Source organism: Pantoea pleuroti (assembly GCF_014156615.1).
GTDB classification, from domain to species: domain Bacteria; phylum Pseudomonadota; class Gammaproteobacteria; order Enterobacterales; family Enterobacteriaceae; genus Pantoea; species Pantoea agglomerans.
Map to the genome: position 1 here is coordinate 605,927 of NZ_SBFD01000002.1, position 15,236 is coordinate 621,162.

The 15,236-nt window shown below is 56.4% G+C and carries 14 protein-coding genes; 11 read left to right on the plus strand and 3 right to left on the minus strand.

Annotation, left to right across the window (positions count from 1 at the left end; translation table 11 throughout):
* Window positions 1-179: 179 nt before the first annotated feature.
* The 6 genes from EPG66_RS06880 (at window position 180) to EPG66_RS06905 (ending at window position 4,858) form a co-directional block, all read left to right on the plus strand.
* Window positions 180-1,100: a peptidoglycan-binding protein gene (locus tag EPG66_RS06880; RefSeq protein WP_182686320.1), complete on the plus strand. Its 921-nt coding sequence runs from the start codon at window positions 180-182 to the stop codon at window positions 1,098-1,100.
* Window positions 1,097-1,546 carry a lysozyme inhibitor LprI family protein gene (locus EPG66_RS06885; RefSeq protein WP_080701257.1) on the plus strand — a complete coding sequence of 150 codons (450 nt, stop codon included), beginning with the start codon at window positions 1,097-1,099 and terminating at the stop codon, window positions 1,544-1,546. Before EPG66_RS06880 ends, EPG66_RS06885 begins: the two co-directional genes overlap by 4 nt.
* Before the next feature lie 182 nt (window positions 1,547-1,728).
* Window positions 1,729-2,502, plus strand: a complete 774-nt coding sequence (locus EPG66_RS06890; RefSeq protein WP_031592147.1) for an SDR family oxidoreductase — start codon at window positions 1,729-1,731, stop codon at window positions 2,500-2,502.
* Window positions 2,503-2,581: 79 nt separating this feature from the next.
* Window positions 2,582-3,439 carry a thioredoxin family protein gene (locus tag EPG66_RS06895; RefSeq protein WP_022626096.1) on the plus strand — a complete coding sequence of 286 codons (858 nt, stop codon included), beginning with the start codon at window positions 2,582-2,584 and terminating at the stop codon, window positions 3,437-3,439.
* Between the two features lie 58 nt (window positions 3,440-3,497).
* Window positions 3,498-4,412 carry an SPFH domain-containing protein gene (locus EPG66_RS06900; RefSeq protein WP_010259065.1) on the plus strand — a complete coding sequence of 305 codons (915 nt, stop codon included), beginning with the start codon at window positions 3,498-3,500 and terminating at the stop codon, window positions 4,410-4,412.
* A complete protein-coding gene (locus EPG66_RS06905) occupies window positions 4,412-4,858 on the plus strand; it encodes an NfeD family protein (RefSeq protein WP_010671234.1) in 447 nt (148 codons plus the stop codon). Before EPG66_RS06900 ends, EPG66_RS06905 begins: the two co-directional genes overlap by 1 nt.
* On the opposite strand, the gene cueR is transcribed toward EPG66_RS06905, so the two are convergent.
* Window positions 4,846-5,250, minus strand: coding sequence for a Cu(I)-responsive transcriptional regulator (gene cueR / locus EPG66_RS06910; protein ID WP_039388344.1), 405 nt, complete (start codon window positions 5,248-5,250; stop codon window positions 4,846-4,848). The genes EPG66_RS06905 and cueR overlap by 13 nt on opposite strands.
* A 97-nt stretch (window positions 5,251-5,347) precedes the next feature.
* On the opposite strand from cueR, the gene copA reads away from it, so the two are divergent.
* The 3 genes from copA to ybaK all read left to right on the plus strand — a co-directional run bounded on the left by copA (window position 5,348) and on the right by ybaK (window position 9,390).
* Window positions 5,348-7,861, plus strand: a complete 2,514-nt coding sequence (gene copA, locus EPG66_RS06915; RefSeq protein ID WP_182686322.1) for a copper-exporting P-type ATPase CopA — start codon at window positions 5,348-5,350, stop codon at window positions 7,859-7,861.
* Between the two features lie 71 nt (window positions 7,862-7,932).
* Window positions 7,933-8,736 (plus strand): TraB/GumN family protein, encoded by an 804-nt coding sequence (locus tag EPG66_RS06920; protein WP_064704609.1) that lies wholly within the window; start codon window positions 7,933-7,935, stop codon window positions 8,734-8,736.
* A 174-nt stretch (window positions 8,737-8,910) separates the two neighbouring features.
* Window positions 8,911-9,390 (plus strand): Cys-tRNA(Pro)/Cys-tRNA(Cys) deacylase YbaK, encoded by a 480-nt coding sequence (gene ybaK / locus EPG66_RS06925; RefSeq protein ID WP_022626098.1) that lies wholly within the window; start codon window positions 8,911-8,913, stop codon window positions 9,388-9,390.
* Here ybaK and EPG66_RS06930 read toward each other — a convergent pair.
* The gene (locus EPG66_RS06930; protein ID WP_010671230.1) at window positions 9,387-10,256 is read right to left on the minus strand and encodes a LysR family transcriptional regulator; all 870 of its coding nucleotides are present in this window, start codon (window positions 10,254-10,256) and stop codon (window positions 9,387-9,389) included. The two genes, ybaK and EPG66_RS06930, sit on opposite strands and share 4 nt — an antisense overlap.
* An 89-nt stretch (window positions 10,257-10,345) precedes the next feature.
* Between EPG66_RS06930 and EPG66_RS06935 the strand changes: the two genes are divergently transcribed.
* Window positions 10,346-10,777: a multidrug/biocide efflux PACE transporter gene (locus EPG66_RS06935; protein ID WP_022626100.1), complete on the plus strand. Its 432-nt coding sequence runs from the start codon at window positions 10,346-10,348 to the stop codon at window positions 10,775-10,777.
* A 34-nt stretch (window positions 10,778-10,811) separates the two neighbouring features.
* On the opposite strand, the gene ushA is transcribed toward EPG66_RS06935, so the two are convergent.
* Complete coding sequence (gene ushA / locus EPG66_RS06940) at window positions 10,812-12,578, minus strand: bifunctional UDP-sugar hydrolase/5'-nucleotidase UshA (RefSeq protein ID WP_182686324.1); 1,767 nt, start codon at window positions 12,576-12,578, stop codon at window positions 10,812-10,814.
* A 540-nt stretch (window positions 12,579-13,118) separates the two neighbouring features.
* On the opposite strand from ushA, the gene ybaL reads away from it, so the two are divergent.
* Window positions 13,119-14,813 carry a YbaL family putative K(+) efflux transporter gene (ybaL, locus tag EPG66_RS06945; RefSeq protein ID WP_031592155.1) on the plus strand — a complete coding sequence of 565 codons (1,695 nt, stop codon included), beginning with the start codon at window positions 13,119-13,121 and terminating at the stop codon, window positions 14,811-14,813.
* Window positions 14,814-15,236: the final 423 nt, after the last annotated feature.

A 15,236-nucleotide genomic window follows, 5' to 3' on the forward strand; every position in this document is an offset into this window, starting at 1 on the left:
CTCTAAGTGTCCAGGCTTCCTCTCTAAACAATATCAATGCGAAAAGATAATTCTGCCGTTCCTTAAAATTCACTTTAATGCATCTTAAATTAGCATTTTAACAGTCGCATATAAGTTGGCGTCACCCTCTCCAACTGGTTAATATTTCTGCACGGAATTTTAGCTACAAAGGAATGCATATGCCCTATCACCGCTATCACGACCCCCGCATATTTCGCCTGACTTCATCTGTCGGCGCTTGTGGAACCAATAATCCCAATGAAGTTAAAACAATTCAACGCATGATAAATGATGCTGGCTATCAGTTCGCAACGGGTCGCAGGCTCCCAACAAATGGACAATGCGATACTGCCACCACTGAGGCTATACGCTGGTATCAGCGGTTGCTGAATCTCTCGCCGAGTGGATTGGTTCAGCCAACCGACACATGGTTTATCAGGGCAATAAATGAAGCAACCACACCTGGCTGGCGGCCTTCTAATACCTCTGGCCCCTTACGAGTCAGCCAGGGACAAATTACTTTTGACGCCGAAGGCACCGACTATATAACCGCCGTTGAGCCCTTCAAACAGCGCCGCTATCCCAATTTTTCACGCATTCTTCAATGGCCGCCCACGAGTTTTTCGGGGGTTACACTTGGTCGAGGCTATGATATGGGCAGTAGATCTGCTGGTGAAATCTACTCCACACTAAGGCAAGCTGGGATTGAAGAATATAAAGCCGTTCTGTGCTCTAAAGCAGCTGGCCTGAAAGGGCGGCACGCAGAACAGTTTGTTAAGGTTTATGGTCCGTTGGTCGGCGAGATAACCCACAATCAACAAATCCGACTTTTTGAAATTGCATACAGGGTTAAACGGAACGAAGCCCTTAACCTTTATCGGCGAATAGCACAATCCATGCCTTCCGCCCCAGCATGGGAACAGTTAGACCCCAAAATTCGAGATGTCGTAACCGATATTTTCTATCAGGGTGTTCACAATGCCAGGGCACTGTTTCAGGCCGCAATTGAAGGTAAGCCCGCATTAATAGCCCATATTAAAAGTAGTCCTACATACATGACCTACGAAAACCACAGAAACAGAATAAGGTATCTACAGTGAAAAAAGTCTTAATTCTAATGGTCGCTCTTATTGCACCTGCTATGGCGCAGGCTGAATTATCATCAGGGCCAGAACGTGACGCCTGCTTCAAACAGAATGAAGACATACCAACTGCATATAACTGTCTGTCTGCCAAAAGAGACAACAGCAATAAAGCGCTGGATGCGCTAATAGCGGATACAGTTAAGAGAATCAAAGCCAATAATGTCGGCCCTTTTAATGGAAAAGAGTCCAGCAAAGAAACGTCCGGAGACGTTTACTCTCGGCGCTTTCTGGATGCGCAAAAAAAATGGAAGGATTACCGGACTCAACTTTGCCTGTCTGTAGCTACAGAGCTTAACGAGGACGCATACGACTACCAGTCATATATCGACCAGTGCCAAATTAATCTGAACAAAAACCATTCTGCTGAAATCACACAAATGGGACTGCCACCCGTCAACTAAGCACACTGGTCTTTCTGCTCAGACGTAAAATCTGAAACCGGGCATTTTTTGTGGGGCTGTATAGCCCCGTTTACCGCCCGTTCTGCCAGCCGGTGCGGGCGACAAACTGTTAATACACAAAATAAAAGCATTAATGAATATAAATTATTGATTATTAAAGCCAATTAAAGAGGCGCGAATTTGTGCAAAAAACCATTCTGATTACAGGTTGTTCGAGCGGTATTGGCCTGGTTGCCGCTCACGATTTACTGGCGCGGGGCTACCGGGTGATTGCCGCCTGCCGTAAAGCAGAGGATGTCGCCCGCATGGAAACAGTGGGCTTTACCGGGCTGCAGCTGGATCTCGACGATCCGCAAAGTGTGGATCGGGCCGCCGATACTGTGCTCGCGCTCTGCGATAACCGTCTGACGGCGCTATTTAACAACGCCGGATTTGGTCTCTATGGCCCGCTGCACACCCTCTCCCGCCAGCAGCTGGAACAGCAGTTTTCCAGCAACTTTTTCGGCGTCCATCAGCTGACACTGCGTCTGTTGCCCGCGTTGCAGGCCAGCGGCGATGGCCGCATTATTAATACCAGCTCGGTGCTGGGGCTGATCTCCACGCCAGGCCGGGGTGCCTATGCCGCCAGTAAATATGCGCTGGAAGCCTGGAGCGATGCGCTGCGGCTTGAAGTGCGCAGCCGCGGAATCCGGGTCAGCCTGATTGAACCGGGTCCGATTCAGACCCGTTTTACCGACAATGTGACGCAGGGCGAACAGCATAACCCTGTGCGTAACCCCGGCATCGCGGCACGTTTTACCCTGCCACCGGAAGCCATTCTGCCTAAACTTCGTCATGCACTCGAGAGTAAACATCCGCGTTTACGCTATCCGGTGACACTGGTCGCACACATAATGAGCCTGCTAAAACGGTTACTGCCCGGCTGGATGCTGGATCGCATTTTGCGCAGCCATTAATCAGCCATGCGCAATAGCGCTTGAAGCCGGGCCAGTAGGCCCCATATTCTTAGAACACTTTTTGCAAAGAGACTTATCCATGTCACCACAAGCTTCTATCATCGACATCAACGAATCTAACCTGCAGCAGACCCTTGAGCAGTCGATGCAGCTGCCGGTGCTGTTCTACTTCTGGTCTGAGCGCAGCCAGCACTGTCAGGAGCTGACGCCTGTGCTGGAGCGCCTGGCGCAGGAGTACGCGGGTCAGTTTATTCTCGCAAAACTGGATTGCGACAAAGAGCAAAGGGTGGCGTCGCAGTTTGGTCTGCGTTCAATTCCGACCGTCTATCTGTTCCAGGATGGTCAGCCGGTTGATGGCTTCCAGGGACCGCAGCCGGAAGAAGCGATCCGCGCCCTGCTGGAAAAAGTCCTGCCGCGCGAAGAAGAGCTGAAAGCGCAGCAGGCGATGGCGCTGATGCAGGAAGGTAAACCGCTGGAGGCGCTGCCGCTGTTAAAGGATGCGTGGCAGCTGAGCAACCAGTCCAGCGAGATCGGTTTCCTGCTGGCTGACGTACTGATTACCCTTAACCGCAGCGATGAAGCGGAAGCGGTGCTGAAAGTGGTGCCATTGCAGGATCAGGATACCCGCTATCAGAGCCTGATGGCGCAGATCGATCTGCTGAAACAGGCAGCGGATACGCCGGAGATTCAGCAGCTGCAATCCCAGCTGGAGGCTGACCCGACTAACGCCGGGCTGGCTGCTAAACTTTCGTTACAGCTGCATCAGGTGGGTCGTAATGAAGAAGCGCTGGAACTGCTGTTCAGCTTCCTGAAATCCGATCTTAATGCCGCTGATGGCCAGGCGCGTAAAATGCTGCAGGAGATTCTGGCGGCGCTGGGTACCGGCGATGCACTTGCCGCGCGTTATCGCCGTCAGCTCTATTCCCTGCTCTACTAAGCGGCAGCACCACGGGCCGAAGCGACTCGGCCCGTTAATCTGACAACGCGGAGGTTGTATGATAACTGTAATTCCTGCCCTGATTATTCTGGCGCTGGTGGCGGTCTGGGCCACCGTTAAGATCGTGCCACAAGGTTTTCAATGGACGGTTGAGCGCTTTGGCCGTTATACCCGCACCCTGCAGCCAGGATTAAGCCTGGTGGTGCCGTTCATGGATCGTGTGGGTCGTAAGATCAACATGATGGAACAGGTACTCGATATTCCCTCGCAGGAGATCATCTCTAAAGACAATGCCAACGTCACCATCGATGCGGTCTGCTTTATTCAGGTCGTTGACCCGGCGCGTGCTGCGTATGAAGTCAGCAATCTTGAGCAGGCGATTCTGAACCTCACCATGACCAATATGCGTACCGTGCTTGGCAGCATGGAGCTGGACGAAATGCTGTCGCAGCGCGACAGCATCAACACCCGCCTGCTGCATATCGTGGATGAAGCGACTAATCCGTGGGGCGTCAAGATCACCCGCATCGAGATCCGCGATGTGCGTCCGCCGCAGGAGCTGATTGGTGCGATGAATGCGCAGATGAAAGCGGAGCGAACTAAACGCGCCGATATTCTGACCGCCGAAGGGGTGCGACAGGCGGCGATCCTGCGCGCTGAAGGGGATAAGCAGTCGCAAATCCTCAAAGCAGAAGGTGAACGGACCTCGGCGTTCCTGCAGGCAGAAGCGCGCGAACGTCAGGCTGAAGCGGAAGCTAACGCCACTAAGATGGTCTCAGAAGCGATCGCTTCAGGTGATATTCAGGCCATTAACTACTTTGTGGCACAGAAATATACCGATGCGCTGCAAAAAATCGGTGAAGCCAACAACAGCAAAGTGGTGATGATGCCGCTGGAGGCGAGCAGTCTGCTGGGTTCGATTGCGGGGATCGGTGAACTGCTGAAGGAATCACGCACTGAGTCGAAACGCTGATGCTGGTCGATATTATCGCGCATCCGCACTGGTTCTGGCTGACGCTGGGTGGGTTACTGCTGGCGGCTGAGATGCTGGGCACCAGCGGTTACCTGCTCTGGAGCGGGCTGGCGGCGGTCATCGTCGGCCTCATTGAGTGGTTTGTGCCGGTAAGCTGGACGGCGCAGGGCTCTCTGTTTGCCGTGCTGACGCTGATCTGCGTCTTTTTGTGGTATCGCTGGATGCGCCACCGTGAAGCGCGTCAGAAACCCAATGCTCTCAACCAGCGCGGCAGTCAGATGATCGGGTTGCAGCTGACGCTGGATACCGCGCTGCATAACCGCACCGGCCATGTGCGGATCGGGGACAGCAGCTGGCGGGTTGAGGCGGAGCAGGATCTGCCTGCGGGCACAGCAGTGGTCGTAACCGGCATTGAGGGGATTACGCTGCGTATTCAGCCACGCTGACCGCCGCACCCGGCCAGATTGTTGATAATCGGACATTCGGCGCTGTCATCGCCGGGACAGGCCTCTGCCAGCGCCAGCAGGCGGGCGCGCATGACGTGCAGCTCTTCAATATGCGCCGCAATTTCGTCCGCTTTCTGCAGAGTGCGGGCTTTTACATCGGCACTGTGGCGCGACGGATTGTTGAACAGCGCCACCAGTTCACGACACTCATCCAGCGTGAAGCCAACCTGTCGCGCCTGGCGTAACAGGTTCAGCTCCTCAAGATGGTGTCCGTTGTAGCTGCGGTAGCCATTTTCACTGCGCAACGGCGGCGTCACCACCCCCTTCTCTTCGTAAAAACGAATCGCCTTGCTGGTCAGTCCGGTCTTTTTTGCCACATCGCTGATGTTCATTTTCGTCCCCTTGACCTTCCCCTTGATGGAAGGTTTATGCTTAAGCATGAATCGAAAATGACCAATCGGTCAAATGGGATTACAGAAGGAGTTGATTATGTCACACACTATTTCTCTGGCACTGGACGGCTTGTCCTGCGGCCACTGTGTCAAACGTGTCAAAGAGGCACTGGAACAACGCGATGATGTTGACCAGGCCGACGTGACCCAACAGGAAGCGCAGGTTTCCGGTCACGCGGATGCGGCGGCGCTGATCGCTACTGTGGAGCAGGCGGGCTATCACGCGACGCTGAAAGCGGCGGACGCTTCCCCAAAGTCTGAACCGTTGACAGCATCAGAGCCGCCGCCGGAGGCGCTGACAACGGAGTCCGCTTCCCGCCCGGCAGAAACAACACTCCCCACCCATATGCTGCTGATTGAGGGCATGACCTGCGCCAGCTGCGTGAGTCGGGTGGAAAAAGCGCTGCAGCAGGTCGCAGGCGTCAGCCAGGCGCGCGTCAATCTCGGCGAACGTAGTGCGCTGGTGCTGGGCGACGCTGACCCGCAGCAGCTGGTAGCGGCCGTCGATGCCGCAGGTTATGGCGCGCAGGTGGTGGATGACGAGCAGGAGCGGCGGGAGAAGCAGCAGCTCAGCGCCCGCAGCGCGATGCGGCGTTTCAGCTGGCAGTCTGCAGTCGCCTTAGCGTTTGGCGTGCCGCTGATGATCTGGGGCATGGTGGGCGACAACATGATGCTCACCGACCACAACCACGGCGTCTGGCTGACGCTGGGCATCGTGACTCTGCTGATCATGATCGTCACTGGCAGCCATTTTTATCGCAGTGCCTGGCGCAGTTTACGCAATGGCAGCGCCACCATGGATACGCTGGTGGCACTCGGCACAGGCGCCGCCTGGATTTACTCCTTTAGCGTGGTGCTGTGGCCCGACTTTTTCCCGCCACAGGCGCGCCATCTCTATTTCGAAGCCAGCGTCATGATCCTGGGCCTGATCAATCTGGGGCATGCCCTGGAGCAGCGGGCGCGTCAGCGATCCTCTAAGGCGCTGGAAAGATTGCTGGATCTGACGCCAGCCCAGGCGCGGCAGGTTGATCAACAGGGTGACAGGCTGATTCCGGTCAGCGAAGTGCAGCCCGGCATGACGCTGCGGCTGGTCACCGGCGATCGGGTGCCGGTCGATGGCGAAATCGCCACGGGTGAAGCCTGGTTTGATGAAGCGATGCTGACCGGCGAAGCGGTGCCGCAAAGCAAGACCCCGGGCGCAGCCATCTTTGCCGGCACCCTGGTACAGGATGGCTCGGTAGAATTTATCGCCCGGGCGACGGGTAATCACACCACCCTGTCGCGCATTATCCGGCTGGTGCGTCAGGCGCAGAGCAGTAAACCGGATGTGGGTCGTCTGGCGGATCGCATCTCCGCCGTTTTTGTCCCGGTAGTGGTGTTGATTGCACTGCTCAGCGGCGCAGTATGGTATCTGTTCGGACCGCAGCCACAAATTGCCTATATGCTGGTGATCGCGACAACCGTGCTGATTATCGCCTGTCCTTGTGCGCTGGGCCTGGCGACGCCGATGTCGATTATTGCCGGTGTTGGCCGCGCCGCCGAGCTGGGCGTGCTGGTGCGTGACGCCGATGCCTTGCAGCGCGCCAGCCAAATCGACACCCTGGTGTTTGATAAAACCGGCACACTCACTGCCGGCAAGCCGCAGGTCAGTGACGTGCAGGTCTGGGGTGATGCCACCCGTGAATCAGTATTAGCGACCGCGGCTGCGCTGGAGTTCGCCTCGGGTCATCCACTGGCGAAAGCGATTGTCGCCGAAGCGAAACTGACCCAGCCGCCTCTGTTAGCGCAATTTCGTACAATACGTGGCAAAGGGGTCAGCGGTAGTCTGGATGGCAGAACGCTGCTGCTGGGTAATGCCGCGCTGATGCAGGATAACGGCGTCGATTACCAGGCGGCGGAGGCAGAAATTGCGCGGCTGACGCAACAGGGTGCAACACCGGTGTTACTGGCTGAGCAGGGCCAGCTAACCGGGCTGATCGCGCTGCGCGATCAGCTTCGACCGGAAAGCGGCGCAGCCCTGAAGCGACTGCATCAGCAGGGTTTTCGCCTGATTATGCTGACCGGCGACCATGAAAATACCGCGCGCGCCATTGCGGCCGAGGTCGGTATTGATGAAGTGATTGCCGGCGTGATGCCGGAAGGCAAAGCGGCTGCAATTGAACAATTACAGCAGCAGGGCCGTCGCGTCGCGATGGTGGGTGATGGCATCAATGACGCGCCCGCACTGGCTCAGGCCGATGTGGGCATTGCCATGGGTGGCGGCAGCGATGTGGCGGTGGAAACCGCGGGCATTACGTTGATGCGTGCCGACCTGAACAGCGTGGCAGACGCGTTAGCGCTCTCTTCCGCGACCCTGCGCAATATCCGGCAGAATCTGTTTGGGGCATTTATCTATAACAGCATCGGCATTCCGGTGGCAGCGGGTGTGCTCTATCCGCTGACCGGTACCCTGCTCAGCCCGATTGTGGCGGGTGCAGCGATGGCGCTCTCCTCCATTACCGTGGTCAGCAATGCTAACCGCCTGCTGCGTTACCGGCCACCGCGCGAGTAATCGCCGTTTCAGCGCTGTTTTTCGCGCGCTGAAGTCGCTAGCATGGGGTTTTGAATCGCAAAGGACCGGGAATGACAGGCAACATCTGGCGCTCACTGCGCGGCTTTATCAGCCAACTTTTTCCCGCCAGTTACCGCTGGCCTGCAATGGATGTCCGGCTTGGCGATCGTCAGCTGCATCTGGTCGGCAGCATCCACATGGGGACGCGCGACATGCAGCCGTTGCCCGCCCGTCTGCTGCGTCAGTTGCAGCAGGCGGATGCACTGATTGTGGAAGCGGATATTACTCAGGGTGGTTCACCCTTTGATCACCACGGCGATCGTCCCGCGCTCTCCACCCGGCTGGATAGCCACGCGATGCAGACGCTCACCGCACTCTGTCAGGAGATGAGTCTCAATCTGAGCCTGTTTGATAATCTGCCCGCCTGGCAGGTGGCGCTGATGTTACAGGCGCAGCAGGCACAAAGGCTGGGATTGCGACCTGACTACGGCATCGATTATCAGCTGTTGCAGGCCGCGAAAGGTCTGAACAAACCGGTGATTGAACTGGAAGGCGCAGAGGCGCAGATCGCCCTGCTGACTGCGCTGCCGGATGACGGCATGGCGTTGTTGCAGGATACGCTGCTGCACTGGCACACCAATGCGCGTCTGCTGCAGATGATGGTGAGCTGGTGGCTCGATACGCCGCCACGCCAGCCGGAAATCACCCTGCCCGCCACCTTCAGCCAGGCGCTGAATGATACGTTGATCGGTCAGCGAAATGCGCAGTGGCGTGACCGGCTTCAGGGATTATCAGCGGGAAACTATGTGGTGGCGGTCGGTGCTCTGCATCTCTACGGCGAAGATAACCTGCCTGAGATGCTGAAGAAGCCCTGAAAAAAAGAGAGCCGATAATATTATCGGCCCGTCAAAGAGGAATTTGTTTATGATTTTGGTTATCGCTCAGCAATCGAATTGCTGGCGCGCGGCTAATTTTCACTCAAAGAACAAAGTTTCGCCACCTTTTTCCACGATTCTGCGTAATAAGATTTTTCTTAGTAAGGAACCTGTATGACGCCCGCCGTAAAATTGCTGGAAAAACAAAAAGTCAGCTTCACCCTGCATCCCTATGAGCATGACAGCAGCGAAACCCATTTTGGTGACGAAGCGGTACGTAAACTCAATCTGGATGCGCGCCAGGTCTATAAGACGCTGCTGGTGGCGCTGAATGGCGAGGCGAAACAGCTGGCAGTGGCGATTACGCCGGTATCGACGCAACTGGATCTAAAGAAGGTGGCAAAGGCGCTGGGCGCGAAGAAAGCGGATATGGCCGACCCACAGCTGGCACAGCGGGTTACCGGCTATCTGGTGGGCGGCATCAGTCCGCTGGGGCAGAAAAAACGGCTGCCTACGGTGATCGACCACTCTGCCAGCGCGTTTGACGCCATGTTTATCTCAGGCGGTAAGCGTGGGCTGGATATCGAACTGGCTCCCCAGGATCTTTCACGACTGCTGGACGCCCCGTTTGCGGATATCGCCCGCCACGACTAAACCCGTGGCTGGGCGCAGAGCTGATCGATCATCCAGCGACCCGCCGGGCCGGGTGGCGTACGGCGTGACCAGACCACCTCAATGGCGATATGCTGCGGCCAGCCCGGCATCGACAACTCTTTCAGAACGCCATGACCAAACTGTTTCACCAGCCAGCGCGGCAGAATCGTCCAGCCAAATCCCTGCTCCGCCATCTCCAGCAGTAACAGATAGGTCGGTGCCGACCAGATGCGCCCCATTGGCGCGGGTTCAGATGCCTCAACCCAGGTATTTAATCGCAGGTGACGAACCCCTTCCAGCTCGCTCTCGCTCAGGGTCTTAAGCTGGGCCAGCGGATGATCGCGATGTAAAAAGACCGCCATCTGCGCTTCAACCTGCAGTCGCGCCACCGCGATATCCACCGGCAGATTGGGCTGTGCCCGCACCACGCCCAGATGTACCCGCCCGGCCTGCAGCAGATCCAGCACATCACCATCCTCGGCAATCATGACCTCCAGTTCAATCTCCGGATAACGGGCATCAAATTGCCTGAGCAGATGCTCGTGATGATCGGTTTGCCAGAAGTCTGACATGGCAAAACTGAGCCGGGGTTCAACGCCCTGCGACAGCCGTATCGCCAGCGCATCCAGTCGCTCGCTGGCTGCCAGGATCTGCTGAACCTGAGGAATAACGCGGCGTCCCTGCTCGGTGAGAACCGGCTGACGCCCTGCCCGTTCAAACAGCGCAAAGCCAAGGTCGTCTTCAAGACTGGCTACCGCCGCGCTGATGGTGGACTGACTTTTACCCAGCGCGCGCGCAGCGGCAGAGAAAGAACCGCTCGCCACAGTCTGCATAAAAGCCTCAAGGGATTCCGGGGAGTAACGCATCTGAACCATCGCTTTTTTCGATAGGTGTTCATTTTATCTTAGCATTCTGACGTGTGAAAATGTGCCGCATTATTTAAGGAGAACTCACAATGCGTACCCGCTCACTTAAAGAACGTATTCTTCATGCTGTCTGCTTTGAAACGCTGGCGATTCTGACCGTTTCGCCGCTGGCGGCATGGGCAATGAATAAACCACTGTTTCAGATGGGATCGCTGGCGATTATGCTCTCTACGGTCGCGATGCTATGGAACATGATTTATAACAGCGGATTCGATCGCCTCTATGCGCCAGGCCAGAAACGCGGCCCGGGCGTGCGTGTATTACATGCGCTGGGATTTGAAGGTGGATTTATCCTGATTGGTCTGCCCATTGCCGCCTGGATGCTGGATATCTCTCTGGGTCAGGCTTTCCTGGTAGAAGTGGCCTTTTTCCTCTTCTTCCTGCCCTATACCATGGCCTACAACTGGGTGTGGGACAAACTGCGCGAGCGCTGGATCAGACGTCACCCCTGCCGGGCGTAAGAAAAACGGGAGGCGCAAGCGCCTCCCGGTCAGTTCAATGCGTGGCGGCTGTTTCGTTTCCCCAAGGCCAGATCCACGCCAGGATCATTTTTGGATAGTTACGCTTGCGCGCTTTTTCCGCAGCCTCATCCCGCGCCCGGATCTGCTCATCGCTCAGATGCACAATCTGCCCTTTCGGCTGATAGTCGCTGGCTTTGACCGGCGAGTGCGTCTTGATCCAGTCACGCAACACCTGCGCATCAACTACTCCGCTGTTGAGATAACCCGCATGATTATCCAGACGCGGATAACCGTCGCCGCCAGCCGCATTGAAGCTGTTGGTTGCCATGCGATAATGCTGCGCATCCTGCAGCGGTTTACCGTTAATGCTGACGTCGCTGACCTGTTTACCGTCTGCGGTCAGGCTGATACCAGCAAACTGGGCGTAGCCGCCTGAGTCAGGCTGAATATTAGCGACCACATCCAGATATTTTTTGATCTCCGCCCCGGTCAGGCTGACCGAGACCACCTGATTGCCAAACGGCTGGACCTGCAGCAGGTCACGCCAGCTCAGCTTGCCCGATTTCAGCGAGGTGCGAATACCGCCACCGCTCATAACTGCAAAATCGGCTTTGGTGTGTGCCATCTGAGCGCGCAGAATCAGCTGGCCGAGATTTGTCTGCTCAAAGCGAACCTGCTCTTTTTCACCGCTGAAGCTGCCGTCGGCGCTGCCGACATTCACGGTTAACTTCGCCTCAGCCCGTTTCTGGAATGGCATCAGCAGTTTCATCATGGCGGTGTTTTTCGGGATCTCTTCCTGCCAGGTCAGCCAGGTTTCGCTGCCATCCGCGTTCTTTATCTTATGTTTAAGGTTGACCGGCACCAGCTGATAAGCCTCCAGCGTCACCTGCCCGTTACGGAAGGTGAAGTCACCACGTCCGACATATTTGCCCCATTTATCCGCCTGCATAATCCAGATCCCGTTCTGCTGATCGGGTTTGCAGGGCTGGCCCGGCTGATAATTTTTGACGCTGACGTTCTCTTTTTCCATGCAGACCGCATCATGCGAATGACCACCCACAATCAGATCGATGGTGCCGGCAGGCAGGCTGCGCGCCAGGGTGACGTCATCAATGCCATTGCTGCCATGCTTACCGTCGTCATAGTGACCAAGGTGGGTCAGCGCGACAATCACGTCCGGCTTCTCTGTGGCGCGCAGTTCGGCCACCGCCTTCTCCGCCTCCGCTATCGGATCGCGGAATTCGGTATCCGTCAGGCCTGCCGGATTGGCCAGTTTCGCCGTGTCCGGGGTGATCAGCCCGACCACCGCGATTTTCAGCCCGAGACGGTTGAATACCGCCCAAGGCTTAAACAGGCGCTGACCGGTACTTTTCTGATAAACGTTGGCGGCAAGCAGCGGGAATCGCGCCCACTTCTCCTGCTTGCGCAGGACCGCGATGGGCTTGTCGAACTCATGGTTGCCCAGCGCCATGGCATCATAGCCAATCAGGTTCATCGCGCGAAAATCGGGTTCAGCGTCCAGCTCATCGGACTCCGGCACCCCCGTGTTCACATCACCGGCAGAGAGAATCAATGCGCCGCCGCCTCTGGACTGCACATCGTAGCGCATCGTATCCATCAAGGTTTTCTGCGCCGCCAGACCATATTCACCCTGCTCAGTAAACCAGAAATGACCATGCTCATCGTTGGTGTGCAGCAGGCTGAAACGATAGGTGCGATCGGCCTGGGCGGCCTGTGAAAACAGCGGCATCAGGGCCACCAGTAGTGCCACGCCCGCCCCTGTCCATTTTGATAACAACACTGTGATTCTCCTTAATTTGCCGTCTGGCCCGATTTTTCTGCCGGTTTGCCCCACTGTGTCGCACATTCCCCCGGCGAACTCAAGGCCAACGCACATCCGCCTGCCTCTGTATGTCGCTCTTTTTATCTCCGGACCGCTTTTGCTTAGCGTGGCTGCGCCAGCATAACGCAGGCGATCACGTCAGAGCCACGGCTGTTTATGCCGATTACACCGCGACAGGCTGCAATGTTTTTTGTTAACCCGCTGCTTACTCCTGCAAAAACGCCGCTGAACGGCTTTAGTGTGTCTGTCTGCAGATTTGATACTTATCTGCGTCACGCTCAGGTCATTTAGTTGTATTAATTTTTATTTACCCGCCGCGGTTTAAACCGCCAAATCAGCCAGCATTATGGATAATGAATAAAAACAGCCTTCCGGTTGCGTTTTCATCTTATTTTCCTATTTTTTTAGGGTATTCCCGCAAATTGCTCAGCGGAAGAATAGATTTTGAATTAAACTCATTTGTTACAAGCGGATACATTTGTATACAAGGAGACAGGCATGCATCACACCACACCGTTGATCACTACCATTGTCGGGGCACTGGTTCTGGCATTTCTCCTTGGGATGCTGGCGAACCGCCTGCGTATTTCTCCCCTGGTGGGCTACCTGATGGCAGGCGTTATGGCTGGCCCTTTTACCCCCGGCTTTGTTGCAGACACTAATCTGGCCCCTGAACTGGCAGAACTCGGCGTGATACTGCTGATGTTCGGTGTCGGCCTGCACTTCTCAATGAAAGATCTTATGTCGGTAAAGTCGATCGCCATTCCCGGTGCCATCGCACAGATCGCGGTTGCGACGTTACTGGGAATGGGCTTGTCATGGACGCTGGGATGGTCGTGGATGACCGGCCTGGTTTTTGGTCTCTGCCTCTCTACCGCCAGTACCGTGGTGTTACTGCGCGCGCTTGAAGAGCGGCAACTGATCGATAGCCAGCGCGGGCAGATTGCCATTGGCTGGCTGATTGTTGAAGATCTGGTGATGGTGCTGACGCTGGTGCTGCTGCCTGCGATTGCCGGCATGATGGAACAGGGTAACGCCAGCGCCGGACTACTGGCCTGGGACCTGCTGTGGACCATCGGCAAAGTCGCCGCCTTTATGGTGCTGATGATGGTGGTGGGACGGCGTGCCGTGCCCTGGATCCTCGCCCGCAGCGCCGCCACCGGCTCGCGTGAACTGTTTACTCTGGCCGTGTTAGCGCTGGCGCTGGGCATTGCCTTTGGTGCCGTTGAGTTCTTTGATGTGTCGTTTGCACTGGGCGCTTTCTTCGCCGGTATGGTGCTGAATGAGTCGGAACTGAGCCATCGCGCCGCGCGCGATACCCTGCCGCTGCGTGATGCCTTTGCCGTGCTGTTCTTTGTGTCGGTCGGCATGCTGTTTGACCCGTCGATTCTGGTGACGCAGCCGCTGGCAGTGCTGGGCGCGCTGGTCATTATTGTGGTGGGTAAATCGGTCGCCGCCTGGCTGCTGGTGTCGCTGCTCGGCCATTCACGTCGTACGGCATTGACCATTTCGGTCAGTCTGGCGCAGATTGGTGAATTCGCCTTTATTCTGGCCGGTCTGGGTATCTCGCTGGGCCTGCTGACTGACGAGGGCCGCAACCTGGTGCTGGCCGCGGCCATCCTGTCGATTATGCTTAATCCAATCCTGTTTAGCCTGCTGGAGCGTTTCCTGGCGAAAACGGAGACGATGGAAGAGCAGACGCTGGAAGAGGCGATTGAAGACGAGAAGCAGATCCCGGTGGATTTCTGCAATCACGCGGTAATTGTAGGTTACGGCCGGGTGGGCAGTCTGATTGGTCAGAAGCTGCTTGAGGCCAATGTTCCGCTGGTGGTAGTTGAAAACTCCCGCGCCCGTGTTGAAGCGCTGCGCGAGCGCGGTATTAAGGCGGTGCTGGGTAATGCAGCCCGCGCTGACACCATGGAACTGGCCCGACTCGACTGCGCGCGCTGGCTGTTACTGACTATTCCGAATGGCTATGAAGCGGGTGAAGTGGTCACAGCCGCGCGTGAAAAACATCAGAATATCGAGATTATCGCCCGCGCCCACTACGACGATGAAGTCGAGTACATCATGGAACGGGGTGCCACCCGTGTGGTGATGGGCGAACGTGAGATCGCCAGCAGTATGCTGCAAATCCTGCAGGATGAGATGACGCAGGGCGAAGATTTAAAGCCCTGCGATGTCGTGCGCTGATTCCTGTTTAGCAAAGCCTGGCAGGCTACTGATATATCAAAATCAGGGTGAATTTTACCGCAACGAATAAACTCAACACGCAGGGAACGCGGGCTGGGGAGGCAAGCGTCCCGCCGCCCGGACAAAAACGCCGGGAGCGTTTTTGAACAACGCGAAGCGTTGGCCCGGCTACGGGCGCACCTCAGGGATGAGGTGCGTACTAAAAACGCCGGGAGCGTTTTTGAACAACGCAATGCGTTGGCCCGGCTACGGGCGCACCTCAGGGATGAGGTGCGTAATCGTTCGGGCCGAGCGGTCAGGGATGGCTTAAGCGACTTTCCGATCTGTCCGTGTTCCCTGAGCAGGCTCAATCTTATCGCTAACCGAGCCAGACGTTGCCAGTCATCCAAGGCCCTTCTCTTCAGAAGGGCTTTTTTATGCGCG